This window comes from Streptomyces sp. 5K101, assembly GCF_046506645.1.
Taxonomy (GTDB): domain Bacteria; phylum Actinomycetota; class Actinomycetes; order Streptomycetales; family Streptomycetaceae; genus Streptomyces.
In genome coordinates this window covers 500,157-515,451 of record NZ_JBKFFO010000002.1, presented here as the reverse complement: position 1 = coordinate 515,451, position 15,295 = coordinate 500,157, and the positions used below count along the sequence as shown (strand labels likewise).

The 15,295-nt window shown below is 71.4% G+C and carries 14 protein-coding genes; 7 read left to right on the top strand and 7 right to left on the bottom strand.

Going from position 1 to position 15,295, the window contains the following annotated elements:
- The first annotated feature begins 123 nt into the window (after window positions 1-123).
- The 3 genes from ACLB9X_RS05220 to ACLB9X_RS05210 all read left to right on the top strand — a co-directional run bounded on the left by ACLB9X_RS05220 (window position 124) and on the right by ACLB9X_RS05210 (window position 3,456).
- Window positions 124-1,245 (top strand): PP2C family protein-serine/threonine phosphatase, encoded by a 1,122-nt coding sequence (locus tag ACLB9X_RS05220; protein ID WP_410359151.1) that lies wholly within the window; start codon window positions 124-126, stop codon window positions 1,243-1,245.
- A gap of 176 nt (window positions 1,246-1,421) precedes the next feature.
- Window positions 1,422-2,117, top strand: coding sequence for a GNAT family N-acetyltransferase (locus tag ACLB9X_RS05215; RefSeq protein ID WP_410359018.1), 696 nt, complete (start codon window positions 1,422-1,424; stop codon window positions 2,115-2,117).
- A 91-nt stretch (window positions 2,118-2,208) separates the two neighbouring features.
- Window positions 2,209-3,456 carry a MalY/PatB family protein gene (locus tag ACLB9X_RS05210; protein ID WP_410359017.1) on the top strand — a complete coding sequence of 416 codons (1,248 nt, stop codon included), beginning with the start codon at window positions 2,209-2,211 and terminating at the stop codon, window positions 3,454-3,456.
- A 74-nt stretch (window positions 3,457-3,530) separates the two neighbouring features.
- On the opposite strand, the gene ACLB9X_RS05205 is transcribed toward ACLB9X_RS05210, so the two are convergent.
- From ACLB9X_RS05205 to ACLB9X_RS05185, 5 genes are all read right to left on the bottom strand, one after another.
- A complete protein-coding gene (locus tag ACLB9X_RS05205) occupies window positions 3,531-4,568 on the bottom strand; it encodes a sodium:calcium antiporter (RefSeq protein ID WP_410359016.1) in 1,038 nt (345 codons plus the stop codon).
- Window positions 4,569-4,604: 36 nt separating this feature from the next.
- A complete protein-coding gene (locus ACLB9X_RS05200) occupies window positions 4,605-5,735 on the bottom strand; it encodes a site-2 protease family protein (protein WP_410359150.1) in 1,131 nt (376 codons plus the stop codon).
- A gap of 446 nt (window positions 5,736-6,181) precedes the next feature.
- On the bottom strand, window positions 6,182-7,525 hold the full coding sequence (locus ACLB9X_RS05195) for an acyltransferase family protein (protein WP_410359015.1): 1,344 nt from the start codon (window positions 7,523-7,525) through the stop codon (window positions 6,182-6,184).
- Between the two features lie 150 nt (window positions 7,526-7,675).
- Window positions 7,676-7,972, bottom strand: a complete 297-nt coding sequence (locus ACLB9X_RS05190) for a sulfurtransferase TusA family protein (protein WP_410359014.1) — start codon at window positions 7,970-7,972, stop codon at window positions 7,676-7,678.
- Between the two features lie 28 nt (window positions 7,973-8,000).
- Window positions 8,001-8,675, bottom strand: coding sequence for an ArsR/SmtB family transcription factor (locus tag ACLB9X_RS05185; protein WP_410359013.1), 675 nt, complete (start codon window positions 8,673-8,675; stop codon window positions 8,001-8,003).
- Window positions 8,676-8,735: 60 nt separating this feature from the next.
- On the opposite strand from ACLB9X_RS05185, the gene ACLB9X_RS05180 reads away from it, so the two are divergent.
- Genes ACLB9X_RS05180 through ACLB9X_RS05170 form a run of 3 tightly spaced genes read left to right on the top strand, consistent with a single transcriptional unit; the run spans window position 8,736 to window position 11,822 of the window.
- Entirely contained in the window at window positions 8,736-10,142 is a 1,407-nt protein-coding gene (locus tag ACLB9X_RS05180) for an MBL fold metallo-hydrolase (RefSeq protein WP_410359012.1), read from the top strand.
- The gene (locus tag ACLB9X_RS05175) at window positions 10,139-11,416 is read left to right on the top strand and encodes an MFS transporter (protein WP_410359011.1); all 1,278 of its coding nucleotides are present in this window, start codon (window positions 10,139-10,141) and stop codon (window positions 11,414-11,416) included. The genes ACLB9X_RS05180 and ACLB9X_RS05175 overlap by 4 nt, the downstream gene beginning before the upstream one ends.
- 52 nt (window positions 11,417-11,468) lie before the next feature.
- Complete coding sequence (locus ACLB9X_RS05170) at window positions 11,469-11,822, top strand: MmcQ/YjbR family DNA-binding protein (protein ID WP_410359010.1); 354 nt, start codon at window positions 11,469-11,471, stop codon at window positions 11,820-11,822.
- Between the two features lie 28 nt (window positions 11,823-11,850).
- On the opposite strand, the gene ACLB9X_RS05165 is transcribed toward ACLB9X_RS05170, so the two are convergent.
- Together ACLB9X_RS05165 and ACLB9X_RS05160 are read right to left on the bottom strand one after the other, a co-directional pair.
- Window positions 11,851-12,378 (bottom strand): nucleoside-triphosphatase, encoded by a 528-nt coding sequence (locus tag ACLB9X_RS05165; protein WP_410359009.1) that lies wholly within the window; start codon window positions 12,376-12,378, stop codon window positions 11,851-11,853.
- 242 nt (window positions 12,379-12,620) lie between these two features.
- Window positions 12,621-13,568 (bottom strand): methionyl-tRNA formyltransferase, encoded by a 948-nt coding sequence (locus ACLB9X_RS05160; RefSeq protein WP_410359008.1) that lies wholly within the window; start codon window positions 13,566-13,568, stop codon window positions 12,621-12,623.
- A 260-nt stretch (window positions 13,569-13,828) separates the two neighbouring features.
- Between ACLB9X_RS05160 and ACLB9X_RS05155 the strand changes: the two genes are divergently transcribed.
- Window positions 13,829-15,181, top strand: coding sequence for a lysine N(6)-hydroxylase/L-ornithine N(5)-oxygenase family protein (locus ACLB9X_RS05155; RefSeq protein WP_410359007.1), 1,353 nt, complete (start codon window positions 13,829-13,831; stop codon window positions 15,179-15,181).
- Window positions 15,182-15,295 lie beyond the last annotated feature (114 nt).

Genomic DNA, 15,295 nt, shown 5'->3' with positions numbered 1-15,295 from the left:
GGCCATCTGCCGCATGGCCTCGGCTTCTCCGGGTACGGCCGTCCGTCGCGCGTTCTCGCGTGTGCGGTGCGTGATCATTCCCTGCCGGATGCCCGAATAGGTCGATATGATGCTTTTGTGATCATGCCTGCACGGCTGCGGCGCCGTCGCCCGGCCTACAGCGGTCGATGGAACGCTGCCCGGCTGTCACCTCTGGTCGTCACCGTTGTCGTCGCCGGCCTGGCGTTCTCCACACCCAGGGACATCGCCTTCAGCCGCCTTCTGCCTGCCGCGCCCGCCCTCGCCGCCGCGATGTGGCCCGTGCTCCCCACGATCTTGTTGGGGGCGTTCTGCCTGCTGCTCATGATCATCCTCAGTCTCTTCCACACCGATCTGGGGACGCAGTACACGTCGGCCGCGATCATCGCGGTCACCTTGGCGGCCGCCTACGGGAGTCATGTCCGACTGCAGCGGGAGGCGATTCTTTTCCATGTCCGGCTCGTCGCCGACGCGGCCCAGAAGGTACTGTTGCGCCCGCTGCCGCGCCGCATCGAGGGCGTCGAGATCGAGTCGCTGTATCTGGCGGCCCAGGAACAGGCCCGGATCGGCGGCGACTTCTACGAGGCGCTCGGTACACCGCACGGGCTCCGGCTGCTCATCGGCGACGTACGGGGCAAGGGCCTGTCCGCGGTGGGGGCGGCCTCGGCCGTGATCGGTTGCTTCAGGGAGGCGGCGTACGACGAGCCCGACCTCCAGGGCATCGTCCACCGCCTGGAGACCACCGTCACGCGCCACAGCGCTGCGTTTCCCGCCCAGGACCGGCCCGAGCACTTCGCCACTGCTCTCCTCGCCGAGATCCCGCACGGCGGCGGCCACGTACGACTTCTCAACTGCGGGCACCCCCCGCCGCTGATCGCGCACAGCGGGGAGGTCCGGGTCCTGGAGCCCGCCCTCCCCTCCCCGCCCCTCAACCTCGCAGCGCTCATCGGGGACCGCTACTGGGTCGACATCGTCGCCTTCACTCCGGGCGACCAGCTGCTGCTCTACACGGACGGCGTATCGGAGACCCGGGACCACACCGGCCAGTTCTTCCCGCTGCCGGACTGGATGCGGCGGCAGGGCCTGGAGCAGCCCCGTGAGCTGCTGGACCAGCTGCACCGGGATCTGCTCCAGCACAGCGGCGGCAGGCTCGACGACGACATCGCGGCCCTCGCGCTGAGGTGCTCCGACGCGCAGGATCGGGGAGCCGTCGGCGCAGAGGCCTGAGGATGCACGGGGGCGCTGGACACCCGCCCGAGCCGGCATGTCTATGATCACAACCCTTGCCGCGCCCGGGACAGCCGGTCCGGCCGGCTCGAGCTCGCTGCACTGGTGAGGGGGGCGTTCGGCGTCGAGTGGCCCGGGTGACGGACTTCGGCGCACGACATGAGAGGCACAGCGCGATGGTGAACCACGACGACCTGGCACTCGACGACCCGGTGGGCCAGTCACTCCGCGGCCACCACGCGCAGTTCGCCCGCCGGCTGGGCCGGGCTGCCACGTACCTGCCGGGAGTCGCGACCTTCTCCACGGTGTCCGCCGACCCGGACACGGCGGAATGGGCCGACCTGGCTCGGCTGCTCGGCCGGGGCGAACTCGCCGACATGTTCAGCTCCCCGGCCACTCCGCCGTCGGCCTGGGAGCCGGTCTTCCATCTCGAAGGCCGGCAGATGATCTGGCCCGGTCACCTGCGAGCCGACACCGACACCGACACCGGTGTGGTCGAACTGGGCGCGGACAGCGTGCCCGAGATGCAGGACCTCGTCGCGCGGACCGGGCCCGGCCCGTTCTGGCCGCGCACCCACGAACTCGGTACCTATCTCGGCATCCGCGACAACGGCACCTTGGTGGCGATGGCGGGTGAACGGCTACGGCCCCCGGGCTGGACCGAGATCAGTGCTGTCTGCACCGCTCCCGCGGCACGCGGGAAAGGCCACGCCGCCCGTCTGATCAGTGCGCTCGTCGCGCGCATCGTGGCTCTCGGTGAGCGTCCCTTCCTGCACGTGGCCGAGGCGAACACCGGCGCGATCGCCCTCTACGAGCGGCTCGGCTTCGAGGCCCGCAAGCACGTGACCTTCCAGGGGTTCCGCACTCCGTGACGGTCAGACGTCGCGCGGAAGGCGCGGTGTGGGGGGCTGAGCGATGACAACAGCAGGGCATCGTGCCCCCTGCCGTGGCTAGCATCCAGCCATGGCAAACGACGCGACCCACCGTGACCGGGCACGACAGGACGTCTCCGCGGGAACCAAGGGATCCGTTTTCGACACCGTCGTGGACCGCAGGCATTCCAACTCGATGAAGTGGGCCTACGCCCATCAGCTCCTGGCGGCCGATGAGGCCGCGGCCGATCCGCAGCCGATGTGGGTCGCCGACACCGACTTCAAGGCCCCGCAGGCCGTGATCGACGCGCTCCACGAGGCCGTGGACCACGGTGTCTTCGGGTATCCCGGCGGCGCGACCGACAGCTACCTCGACGCCGTGACGGGCTGGCAGGCCAAGCGGTTCGGGTGGGAGGTGCCGCGGGAGTGGGTGCTGCAGACCGCGGGCGTCATCACCACGCTCAAGACCGTGGTGCAGGCGTTCTCCGCGCCGGGTGATTCGGTCCTGATCCAGCCGCCGGTCTACGCCCACTTCCACCACGACGTTCTCCTCAACGGCCGCCACCTCGCGTTCGCGCCGCTGGAGCGGACCGACGACGGCTACCGTTTCGACGCCCGAACGTTCGAGGCCGCGATACGCCCCGACACCAAGCTGTTCATCCTCAGTCACCCCCACAACCCCACCGGGAACGTCTGGACCGAGGACGACCTGAGGGCCATGGGGGAGATCTGCGCCCGGCACGGCGTCCTGGTCGTCTCCGACGAGATCCACCAGGACCTCATCATCAACCCGGACAAGCAGCACATCCCGTTCGCCTCGCTCGGCCCGGAATTCGCGCGGAACAGCATCACGTGCACGGCTCCCAGCAAGACGTTCAACCTTCCCGGCCTGCAGAGCGCCAACGTCTTCGTCCCCGACGGCAGGCTGCGCGAGGAGCTGGCCCGCCAGTACGAGCGCAATGTGTTCCCGCTGGTCAACGTGCTGGGCATGATCGCCGCCGAGGCCGCCTACGCGCACGGCGAGCCGTGGCTGGAGGAGCTGCTCACCTACCTGCGCGGCAACCACGCGCACTTCGCGCAGGAGGTCAACAGCGCCACCTCGAAGGTGCGGGTGCTGCCGGCCGACTCCCTCTACCTGGCGTGGATGGACTGCCGCGGGCTCGGGATGGACGTGGAGTCCCTGGACACGTTCATGCTCACGAAGGCGCGCCTGTGGCTGGACAAGGGACAGAAGTTCGGGACCGAGGGCCACGGCTACATGCGGGTGAACCTGGGCTGCCCCCGCTCCACGGTCGACGAAGCCGTACGACGACTGATCACGGCCGTCGGGGACCTGTGAGCGTCGGGGGCACAGCCACGTCGCTCAGGGAGCCCCAGCTGCCGACAGGCGTCCCCGTGCACGAGGCCGGTGCGTCATACAGCCAGGGCCGCGACCGTGAGCGCGTAGATCGCGATGAGCAGGACGCCCTCGAAGCCCAGCCTCCCCCAACCGCGCCGCTGCCGTACCAGCAGTCCGCCGAGCAGGACGGAGGTCATCACCAGCGCGCCGGTGGTCAGGAACAGCTCGTCCGGCTGCGCCGCGTGGTACAGCGATCCGCCCCGGTAGGCCACGTCCCCGACGGCGAGATTCAGGACGTCGAGACAGTTGCCGCCGACCACCGCCGCGATCGCCAAGGTGAGAGCGCCACGCCTGACGGCGGCGACCGCGGTCACCGTCTCCGGCAGGGCGTTGACGATGCCCATGAACACCGCGCCGACGAGCCCGGCCTTCAAACCGGTGGCCGCCACCAGACTCGCCGCGGCGTGCGCCACCGCCCAGCCGCCCGCCACGACGACGATCGCCACGCCCGCGAACTCGGCCCAGATGCCCGCGGTACGCCGCCGGGCGGACGCGGGGGAGTGGTCGGGGACGTCCGTCACGGTGTCCTCGGTGCGCACGGCGCGCCACATCGGCTGCTTGGTGCTCCGGATCAGTCGCACCCCCGCGAGGTAGAAGGCGATCAGCACCGCGGAGGCCGGATGCACCCCGAGGACCGTCGCCTCGGGGCCGAGGGAGGCCATGAGCGCGATGCCGAGCAGGGCCACGAGCAGGCAGCCGAACAGCAGGTTCCGCGAGGATGCCGCCGCGTGTTCGAGATTCGCTCCCCGGTAGGCCGCGTCCGCGACGGCGACGGCGAGGGTCTGGGCGGCGATGCCGCCGACGGCGTTGCTGTAGGCCAGTTGGGGATGTCCGTCCGACGCGCTGACGGCGGTCATGACGATGCCGGACAACGACGTCGCCAGCCCGAAGAACACCGCCCCGAACAGGGCCTCGCCCCAGCCGGTCCGGTCCGCGAGCGTGTCCCCGAGGGCGGTGAGCCGCACACCGCAGACGACCGTGGCCGCGCCGGCGATGACGAACGCCGCGATGCTCCAGCCCACCGACCACTGACCGGTCACCTGGTCGAGCACTGAGAAGTCCCTTCCGCGCGCCTCATGCCTCCATGGTCATCCGGTTCCGTTGCCGCGCAGTCGGCGACGTTGGGCGAGACGGGTGATGTCGTGTGCGGTGATGATGCCCGTGAGACGGCCGCCGTCCAGGACGAGGACGGGCAGGCCGGTGGGCGGGCGGAGCTTCTTGAGCACGTCGTCCAGGAGGTCGTCCGGTGCGCAGGTGGCGTACTGCGAGACGGGAGCCGCCACGTCGCGAAGGCGTACTTCCTCCCGCTGCCGCACGGGGATCCTCGCGAGCTGTGGCAGCCGGAGCAGGCCGCTGGGGTGTCCCTCGAAGTCGAGCAACGGCAGCGCAGAATGGCGGGTGTCGACCGTCGGTCCGTCGACGAAACGCTGCACGGTGATCCAGTCGGGGGCGGTCTCGACAGGGCTGGACATGGCGTCGGCGGCTCGCAGTCCGCTCAGGGCTGCCGCAAGGAACGCCTGCTGCCGCTCCGCATTGGCGACGATCATGACGAAGAAGCCGATGAGGGCCAGCCACAGTCCGCCCCACACGCCGCGCAGGAAGGCGATCCAGCCGAGGGCGATCAGCAGGAAGCCGAGGACCTGCCCGCTGCGGCCGGCCGCCTGCTCGGCGCGCTCCCGGTCCCCGGTGCGCCACCACATCACGGCCTGAACCACCCGTCCGCCGTCGAGCGGTGCGGCGGGCAGGAGGTTGAAGACTCCCAGCAGAACGTTCGCCCATCCCAGCCATACCAGCACGGCCGCCGGCAGCGTCCAGCCCGGACCCGCGTCCAGCCCCATCCCTGCACCGAGCGCCGCTCCGCCGACGACCAGGCTGGTGAGCGGCCCGCTCACCGCTACGAGGAAGGCCGCACCCGGGGCGGGTGGTTTGTCCATCTCGGTCACGCCGCCGAGGGCCCAGAGGGTGAGGTTGTGGACGGGGATGCCCTTGCGCCGGGCCGCGATGGCGTGCGCGGACTCGTGGGCCAGCAGGCTCAGCACGAGCAGCAGGGCGCCGGCGAGCCCGGCGACGGTGTAGGCGGTCGTCGACTGTCCCGGGATCCAGGCGGGCAGCGTCGCGCTCGCCAGGCTGTAGCCGAACAGGAACACCAGCAGCGGCACCGTCCAGTGGACGCGCAGGGGTACCCCGGACACCTGGCCGATCCGCAGCGAGTACTTCATCACGACTCCTGACCGTGCGTCATCCGCCGCCGCCGCCGTCAGCCCGGCCGAGCAGGCGGGCCGGCTCCCCGGCAGACCGCTCGACCACCGCGTGAAGGGCTTCGGCCGTGGGTCGCAGGCGGACAGGGCCGCGTACGGTTGTGGGCCCAGCGGCGACTCGCCGGCCGGAACGTTCAGGGCGGGCCGGACGATGGCGTGCACGACGCGCAGCGCGGCTCCCCTCACCAGCGCCTCGTGCGCCGCGGCCGCTGCGGCGGCCGCAGCCGAGGGTGAGCCGTCGCCCCTTACCACCACCGGCCCGTGCACAACGCTGCACTCTCCTCGCCATGGTGCCCCGACGCGGGCCAAGGCCCGGCGTCCTGCTCTCCCAGCCTCTCGTACTGCTCATACGGGTGCCACCAGGCGCAGGCCCGGCCCACCGCCTGACCTGCACAACACAACCGTCGTCAGCCGGCCCGGCGGTCGACTGCCGAGCGGGCCGCGCGGAGGAGGGCCGCCCCGGCCAGGAAGCCCGCCACGGCTGCGGTCGGCAGCCCGAGCGGGCCGTGATCGGCGGGACCGGCGTCGGCGACACCGAGCAGGCCGAGCACGCAGGCGGCGTAGCCGACGGTGGTCGCGGTGGCCCGCAGTCGCGGTCGGCAGAGCGCCCTCGGCGTCCACCGACTGCGGGAGGGCACAGCGCCGCGCCTTTCGATCCGGCCGAAGACGGCCACCAACGCGCCGAGCACCATCAGGAGCACGGCCAGCCACGGCAGCTTCCACAGCACCCAGGCGACCGTGTCCCCGGGGGGCCGGGGCAGCGGGAACAGGCCGGACGCGTTCACGGCCGCGGCGACGAGCGCGAACGCGCTCATGTGCCACAGCAGCACCGTGAGGATCACCGAGTTCACGGCGATCACGGCCATCCACGGCCCGAGCCGTCGCAGCCGCCGGTTCCCGGAGTCGCGCAGCAGCAGCAACAGCCCGAGCTGAGCCGTGGCCAACGCCAGGAGCGCGAGCGTCGGCGGCGAGAGGTTGCCGAACGGCGCGCCGGGGATGTCCACCATGCTCACCGGGTACGGACCGGCCACCGTGAGCAGCACCGCCACCGCCGCACCGCCCACCAGCAGCGGCACGGCCACCACGGGCCGGTCCGGCAGCGTTCCGTCCTGCCAGGCGAAGCCGATCTGGTGCACCGCCAGCCAGGCGAACAGGAAGTTGCCCAGCTGCAGCGTCGGCGCGTCGAACGCCAGCCGCGCCACGTCCCCTGCGGCGACAAGCCCCACCAGCGCCAGCGGCACGGCCGGCCCCGCCCGCCGGTGCAGGCGGTGCATCAGCGGCGTCAGGAAGACCACCACGAGGTAGACGAGCAGGAACCACAGCGGGATCGACGCCAGCCACACCATCCGGCCGATCTGGGCGGGGTCGACGCCCGCCCACCGGGCGATCAGCGCGGCGGCGCCAAGCGTCACCAGCAGCGCGGTCGTCGGCCGTACGAGCCGCGCGCTGCGGTCGAGCAGCCAGTCCTGGACGTCGCCGCCCCGACGCCCGTGTGAGGTCAGCGAGGCGGCGTTGGCGAATCCGCCCACCATGAAGAACACCGGCATGACCTGCGCGAACCAAGTGATGGGGCGGCCCCATGGCAGCACTTCCAGGGCGCTGAAGCCGTTCAGGCCGCGGGCCCCGCCGGTGACCACGACGACCATCCAGTGGCCGAGCACCACGATGAGGATGGCGAGCGCCCGCAGCAGGTCGACGTAGCGTTCCCGCTGCGGCGGTGTGCGCTCCGCGAGCTCGCGCAGGCCGGGCATGTGGCCATCATAGGAACGGGTGGCCGACCGAAGATTCTCACAAGAGGTTCCCCGGCGGGAGGGCACCACGGTCACCTGCTGACCGCATCGCCACGCGCGTCCTGACCGGGCGCCGTGCGACCGCTCGGCGTGAGTCGGCGCGGCCAGGTGTCAGCGCTCGCTTCGGTGCCAGGGTGCGTCGGGCCTGGTGGCATGGGCGTGGGCCGCGAGCCTCAGGGCGTACACCGGCCGCGTCTCGGTGGTGACGCGGCCGAGGTAGTGATGGCCCGTCATGTGGCACCACGCGGGCAGGTCGAGCGGTGCGGCCGGGTCGGTGGCGATGACGTGGACGACCGTGCCTGGCGGCGCGCCGGCGATCTCCTTGCCGAGGCGGAGCAGGAGGGTGACGCAGAGCAGGCCGGTGCCGTCGACGGTGATGTCCGGCGCGGGGGTCAGGGGCTCGGTCACTGTGCCGTCACCGCCTGGACGAGGCCCGTCACGCGAGGTCCCCGGCGGCGACGGGCATCTCGGCCAGGCGCCACTCGAGCATGCCGTCGTTGAGACGGATCGCATGCCGTCCGCGCCCGGTCAGCAGCCGCACCGCGTCGTGGGCGAGCACGCAGTACTCGCCGCGGCAGTACACGACGATCTCCCTCTCCTCGGGCAATTCGCTGATCCGCTCGGCCAGTTCCTCCACCGGGATGCAGACGGCGCCCGGGATGTGCCCGGCGAGATATTCCGCCACGGGCCGCACGTCCAGCACCACGGTCCGGCCGTCCTGCACGCGGGCCACCAGCTCCTCACGGGTGATCTCCTGCGCGCCGTCCTCGCCGAGATAGGCGTCGCGAGCGGCCGGAACGGACGCGTGGTGGGCCTCGGCGACCTTGCGCAGCAGCGCGAACAGCCGGGCGACGTCGTCGCCGGCGAGCCGGTAGTGAATGCGGACGCCCTCGCGCCGCGTGGTGACGAAGCCGGCCTGCTTGAGCGTCTGCAGATGAGCCGAGGCCGTCGTCAGGTTCAGGCCGGCCGCCTTCGCCAGCGCGTCCACGGTGCGCTCGCCCTGAGCGAGCAGATCCAGCAGCTCCAGCCGCTTTCCGCTGGCCAGCGCCTTGCCGCCGGCCGCGAACGCGTCGTACAGCCGCGACTTCGAACGGCTGGTGGTCTCCGCCATGACATCCTCCATAAATCCATGGAATAGTGTAGACGAACGTCGGGGGATGACACACCCTGCGTGGAGCACCGACTTGGAGGCAACGCCATGGGCTTCGCCGATGACCTGCTCGTACCGCTTGTCGACGCAGGGCTGGGCAACAGCGCCTACCTCGTCGACCTGGGCGACGGCCGCGCCCTGGCCGTGGACGCCAGCCGTGACCTGCGAAGCCTGAACGCCGCCGCCGAACGGCGCGGGCTGCGCGTCGCCTTCGCCGCCGACACCCACCTGCACGCCGACTTCCTCTCCGGCGCCGTACAGCTCGGCCACGACCAGGGGGCCACCGTGCTGGCCTCCGCCGCGGGCCGCCGCGCCTTCGACCACCGGGGGCTCGCCGACGGTGACGAGGTCGACCTGGGGGGACTGACCCTGCGCGCCCTGGCCACCCCCGGCCACACCGACGAGCACCTGTCCTTCCTGCTCCTGGACGGCTCGCGTGAACTCGGCGTGTTCAGCGGCGGATCGCTCATCGTGAACTCCGCCGCCCGCACCGACCTCCTCGGCGCCGAACGGACCGAGGAACTCGCCCGCGCCCAGTACCGCTCCCTCAAGCGGCTGACCGCGCTGCCGGACGAGACCGCGGTGTGGCCCACGCACGGCGCGGGCTCGTTCTGCTCCGCCCCGTCGGGCGCCGAGCGCACCACCACCATCGGCGCGCAGAGGCAGGCCAACCCCCTGCTCGCCGCCCCGGACGAGGACGCCTTCGTCCGCCGGCTGGTCGCGAGCCTGAGCTCGTACCCGGCCTACTTCGACCGCCTCGCCGAGGCCAACCGGCGCGGCCCCAGGGTGCTCGACACCGCACTGCGGCTGCCCGCACTCGACGCCGGCCAGGTCAAGGCCCTGCTCGCACAGGGCGGACACGTCGTCGACGTCCGGCCCGCCGCCGCGTACGCGGCCGGCCACATCCCCGGGGCCGTGTCGATCCCGCTGCGCGGCCAGTTCGCCACCTGGCTCGGCTGGCTCCTGCCCGACACCGCCCCCCTCGCCTTCGTCACCGGCGAGGGCCAGGACCTGAGCGAGATCGTCTGGCAGGCGTACAAGATCGGCTACGAGCGCCTGGCAGGCCGTCTCGCGGGCGGCATGGACGCCTGGCTCGCCGCCGGCGGAACCCGGAGCACCACGCCGTTCGTCACCGCCGACCAGGCCGGTGGGGGACCGGTCCTCGACGTCCGGCAGAGTGCGGAGCACACCGCGGGCCACATCCCCGGCGCCGTCCACATCGAGCTCGGCGAGCTCGCCGCCCGAGCGGCCGACGCCCCCGCGCACGCTGTCGTCCACTGCGGACACGGCGAGCGCGCGATGACCGCCGCCAGCCTGCTGGAACGCGCCGGACGCAGCGACCTCACGGTCCTTGACGGCGGCCCCGACCAGTACGCCGCCGCACACGACCTGCACCTCACCGACGCCGCCGAGGACACCGGCCCGTGAAAGCCGCCCCCACCCCGCCGACCGACGCCTCCGGCCGGCTCGTCCGGCTGGGCCTGCGGGAGAACTGGCCGCAGTTCACCCTGCTCGTCGTCGTCAACATCTGCGTCGGCGGCCTCGTCGGCCTCGAACGCACCACCGTCCCGCTCATCGGCACCGACACCTTCGGTCTGACCAGCGACCTCGCCGTCTTCTCGTTCATCATCGCCTTCGGCCTGACGAAGGCGATGACCAACCTGGCCGCCGGCGCGCTCACGGCCCGCTTCCGCCGCAAGCAACTCCTCGTCGCCGGCTGGCTGATCGGCGTCCCCGTACCCTTCGCCCTCGCCTGGGCCCCGTCGTGGGGCTGGATCGTCGCCGCCAACGTCCTGCTCGGCCTGAACCAGGGCCTGACCTGGTCGATGACCGTCAACATGAAGATCGACCTCGTCGGGCCCGCCCGCCGGGGGCTCGCCACCGGCCTGAACGAGGCCGCCGGCTACACGGCGGTCGGCGTCACCGCCCTCCTCACCGGGTACCTCGCCACCTCCTACGGCCTGCGCCCCGTCCCGGAACTCATCGGCGTCGTCTTCGTCGCAGCCGGCCTCGCCCTGGCGCTGGTCGTCCGCGACACCGCCGCCCACGTCGCCCTCGAACTCGCCCAGCACACCAGGCCCTTGCCGGCGGGCGAGAACAACGGCCTGGCCGCCACGTTCGCCCGCACCTCCTGGTGCGACCGTTCGCTGCGCGGCGCCAGCCAGGCCGGGCTGGTCAACAACCTCAACGACGGCCTCACCTGGGGTGTCTTCCCCCTGCTGTTCACCGAACACGGCCTCGGGCTCGCCGCCGTCGGACTGATCAAGGGGCTCTACCCGATCCTGTGGGGCATCGGGCAGATCCCCACCGGCCACCTCGCCGACCGCCTGGGCCGCAAACCCCTCATCGTCACCGGCATGCTCGTCCAGGCCGCCGGATTCGTCCTCGCCCTCGCCCTGCTGGACACCCCGCTGCTCGCCGGCGTCCTGTCCGCCGTCGCCCTCGGCATCGGCACCGCCATGGTCTATCCGGCGCTCATCGCCTCGGTCTCCGACCACGCCCATCCCGCCTGGCGCGCCAACGCCCTGGGCACCTACCGCTTCTGGCGCGACGTCGGCTACGCCGTCGGCGCCCTCGTCGCCGGCCTCCTCGCCGACGCCTTCGGCCTGAACGCGACCGTCGTCGCAGCCGCTGTCCTCACCGCAGCATCCGGCCTGCTCGCCGCTCACTGGATCACCGAACACCCGCGCCGCACTCCGTAGGAACGCCGCCGTGACGAGCACCGATGTCAGGGGTCTGCCGTACGGTCGGCGCATGAGCACGTCCGAAGAAGTCCGTGAACTCGCCCTCGCCCTGCCCGAGACGACCGAGAAGGAGGCATGGGCCATGCCCACCTTCCGGGTCGCCGGGAAGATGTTCCTGACCCTGCCCGACGAGGAGACGTCGATGGCCGTCCGGTGCCCGAAGGAGGAGCGCGACGAGTTGGTCCTCGCCGAGCCCGAGAAGTTCTGGGTCGCGGACCACGAGGCGGCCTTCGCCTGGGTGCGGGTGCGCCTGGCCGCCGTCGACGACGCGGACGAGCTGCGTGCGATCGTCGTCGACTCCTGGCGTCAGGCGGCTCCGCCCGGGCTGCTCAAGGCCCACCCCGACCTGGCGCGCCAGGCATAGGGGCTGTTCGCGCGGGACGGGGGAAGCCTCATGTCTCCAGCCGTGCCGCCAAGTCCCCGGGGAGCGCATCGCGGTTCCGTGCCGTCACCTGGATCACTTCGATGCCGGCGCGCCGCTTGAGGGCGTCGGTGAACGGGTCGTGGTGGGCGTGCACGGTGGCCACGAGGTCGACGTCGGCCGTGAGCAGTTCGCCCACGGCCTCCCGGAAAGCGGGGCTGGACAGCTCCATGCGGCCCAGTTCGTCGATGAGCGCGAGAGCACCCGGTGCCGGGTTCCGTGACAGCGGGGCGAGGGCCGACAGCGCCAGGTCGTCCATGACGTGCGGATCGACACCGTACCGGCCGACGCGCGGCGGCCCGGGGAAGGTGACATGCGCGAGCACGGCCCGCCTGCCGTCCAGCGTCTCCAGCGCGAAACCCACTCGGGCGCTGCCTTCCCGGATCTCCTCCGTCGTGAAACCGACGGGCGCGCGGGTGTGCAGCAGGGTGGCCAGCCGCCGCACGGCGGTGGTCTTGCCCACGCCGGGGCGTCCTTCGAGCATGATTCTGGTGGGCATCGCGTCCTCCGGGCGTTGCGTTCATCCGCGTCCCCGCGATCCTCGCCCGGGCGAGGCCGCGGGACCGCCAACGTCTCCGCGTCCGGTGGAGCGACGGACCGCGCAGGTGCCGCTCCCGTCGGGAAGGCCGAGGCGCACCCGGTCGGAGCCGCGCCGTCGGAAACGGCCCGGCCCTTCGCGGCAAAGGAGCCGGCCCACCCCGGGACCGTCCGGGGTGGGCCGTGTTCTGGGGGCGCCGGCCGTCAGGGGCGGCTGGTCAGGTAGCCGCCCATGGAGGTGAAGTACTCCGTGGCGGGCATCTCCCGGCCGTCCTCGGTCCGCACCCGGGTGATCGCCAGGCCGTGGTTGCGGCCCGTGCGGGCGTCGGCGCCGGCGACGATCGCCACGCCCTCGCCCTCCCGGTAGAAGATGCGGCCCGGGGTGCCGCCGTAGCGCCCCTCGGACACGACGGCGGAGAGGATTTCGAGCCGCTTGCCCTTGTGGAAGGTGAAGGCGCTCGGGTACGGGGCCGACTGGGCGCGGACCAGGCGCTCCAGGACCTCGGCGGGCCAGTCCCAGTTGATCCGGATGTCCTCTTCGGCCCGCTTGTGGAAGAAGGTGGCCTGCGAGCGGTCCTGCTTCGTGAACTCGGTCTGTCCGGAGGCGATCAGGTCGAGGGCGCCGATCGTGACCGGGGCGATCAGGTCGACGGTCTTGTGGAACAGGTCGGTGGTCGTGTCCGTCGGCCCGACGGCGACCGCGCGCTGCATGACGATGTCGCCGGCGTCGAGCTCCTCGTCCATCATGTGCGCCGTCACGCCGACTTCGGGCTCGCCGTTGATGAGGGCCCAGATCAGGGGCGAGAACCCGGCGTACTTGGGCAGCAGCGAGTCGTGGACGTTCAGCGTGCCGTGCTTCGGCAGGGTGTAGATGCGCGGAGGGATCCAGGTGCGCCAGTTGTTGGCCACGATGATGTCCGGGTCGGCCTCCTTGAGCTGCTGGAACAGCTCGTCGTCGTCGGGCCGGTTGCGGATGATCACGGGGACGCCGTGCTCCTCGGCCAGGTCGGCGACGGAGTCGCTCCAGATCTTCTCGTAGGCGTGCTCGCTCTTCGGGTGCGTCACGACCGTGACCACGTCGTGCTCGGAGTCCAGGAGCGCCTGCAGGGTGCGGTGGCCCCAGGTCTGATAACCGAACATGACGACCCGCATGGGGTTCCTCCTCAGAAAAGCGATTGACCGGCGCTAAGTAAAGCAAGGCTTACCTAAGGATGCAACGGGCCCCGATTTGAGCCCCAGTTGGCACGCCAACGGGCCCGGTGTCCGTTTTGCCCCGTCGACAGGCTGGCCAGATCAGGTTAGCTTTACCTAAGTTCCGCTCGACAGCCGGTTCACCGGCGTGCCAGGGCTTCGCCGTTCCCCACGCCTGACAGCACGCCTGACAGGCGGTTGTCCCGCACGATGGGAGTGACATGTCACAGGCTCTTCCTGACGACGCACCACTGATCCACGACCTCATTGGCATCGGCTTCGGGCCGTCCAACGTGGCCATGGCGATCGCGCTCAGTGAGCACAACGCACGCGTCGGAAGGCAGGAGGCGGTCACCGCTCACTTCTTCGAGCGGCAGCCCGAATTCGGCTGGCACCGCGGCATGCTCATCGACGACGCGACCATGCAGGTGTCCTTCCTCAAGGACCTGGTGACGCTCCGGAACCCGAGCAGTGAGTACAGTTTCCTCTGCTATCTGCAGAGCAAGGGCCGGCTCATCGACTTCGTCAACCACAAGAACCTCTTCCCGCTGCGCGTGGAGTTCCACGACTACTTCGAGTGGGCCGCGGCCAAGGTCGACGACATGGTCTCGTACGGCCATGAGGTCGTCTCCGTCGAACCCGTCGTACGGGACGGCGTGGTGGAGTACCTCGACGTGACGGCCCGCTCCGGCACGGAGACCGTCGTCCACCGGGCCCGCAACCTCGTCATCGGCACGGGCCTGCGCCCCCTCATGCCGGAGGGCGTCGAGCGGACCGACCGCGTCTGGCACAACTCCGACCTGCTCGCCAAGGTGGACGGCCTGGAGGGCACCGACCCCGCCCGCTTCATCGTCGTCGGCGCCGGGCAGAGCGCCGCGGAGAACGTCGCCTACCTGCACCGCCGCTTCCCCGAGGCGGAGGTCTGCGCCGTCTTCTCGCGCTACGGGTACAGCCCTGCCGACGACAGCAGCTTCGCCAACCGCATCTTCGACCCCGAGGCGGTCGACGAGTACTACACGGCGCCCGACGACATCAAGCGCAAGCTGATGGACTACCACGGCAACACCAACTACTCCGTGGTGGACATCGACCTGATCGACGACCTGTACCGGCAGGCCTACCAGGAGAAGGTCCTCGGCACCGAGCGTCTGCGCTTCCTGAACGTCTCCCGTCTCACCGACGTCACGGAGACGGCCGACTCGGTCAGCGCCACCATCACCTCCCTCGTCACCGGCGAGGAGAGCCGGCTGGACGCCGACGTCGTCGTGTGCGCCACCGGTTACGCCAGCGCCGACGCCCTCGGCCTCCTCGGCCCGGTCGCGGACCGCTGCCACCGCGACGACCGGGGCCGCGTCCGCGTCGAGCGCGACTACCGCATCGCGACCGACCCCGAACTGCGCTGTGGCATCTACCTGCAGGGCGGCACCGAGCACACGCACGGCATCACGTCCTCCCTGCTGTCCAACACCGCGATCCGGGTCGGCGAGATCCTCGACTCGATCCTCGACCGGGAGCCGAAGCTCGACCTCGTCGAGGTCACGCCGGTGGCCGACGGAGTCGGCACCGCCCGCTGAGCCTTGTCCGGCCGTGCCCCGCGCAGGGGACTCCCCTCCGGTCCAGCCCCCCCCACAGCCCGTCCGGTCCGCCGGTAGCGCCGTCGTACGCGGCGATCCGGGCACGCAGTACGC

Bases quoted from the DNA above. Each gene is read 5' to 3' on its own strand.
- ACLB9X_RS05220 (WP_410359151.1), top strand. From the start codon at position 124: ATGCCTGCACGGCTGCGGCGCCGTCGCCCGGCCTACAGCGGTCGATGG.
- ACLB9X_RS05215 (WP_410359018.1), top strand. From the start codon at position 1,422: ATGGTGAACCACGACGACCTGGCACTCGACGACCCGGTGGGCCAGTCA.
- ACLB9X_RS05210 (WP_410359017.1), top strand. From the start codon at position 2,209: ATGGCAAACGACGCGACCCACCGTGACCGGGCACGACAGGACGTCTCC.
- ACLB9X_RS05200 (WP_410359150.1), bottom strand. From the start codon at position 5,735: ATGAAGTACTCGCTGCGGATCGGCCAGGTGTCCGGGGTACCCCTGCGC.
- ACLB9X_RS05195 (WP_410359015.1), bottom strand. From the start codon at position 7,525: ATGCCCGGCCTGCGCGAGCTCGCGGAGCGCACACCGCCGCAGCGGGAA.
- ACLB9X_RS05185 (WP_410359013.1), bottom strand. From the start codon at position 8,675: ATGGCGGAGACCACCAGCCGTTCGAAGTCGCGGCTGTACGACGCGTTC.
- ACLB9X_RS05170 (WP_410359010.1), top strand. From the start codon at position 11,469: ATGAGCACGTCCGAAGAAGTCCGTGAACTCGCCCTCGCCCTGCCCGAG.
- ACLB9X_RS05165 (WP_410359009.1), bottom strand. From the start codon at position 12,378: ATGCCCACCAGAATCATGCTCGAAGGACGCCCCGGCGTGGGCAAGACC.
- ACLB9X_RS05160 (WP_410359008.1), bottom strand. From the start codon at position 13,568: ATGCGGGTCGTCATGTTCGGTTATCAGACCTGGGGCCACCGCACCCTG.
- ACLB9X_RS05155 (WP_410359007.1), top strand. From the start codon at position 13,829: ATGTCACAGGCTCTTCCTGACGACGCACCACTGATCCACGACCTCATT.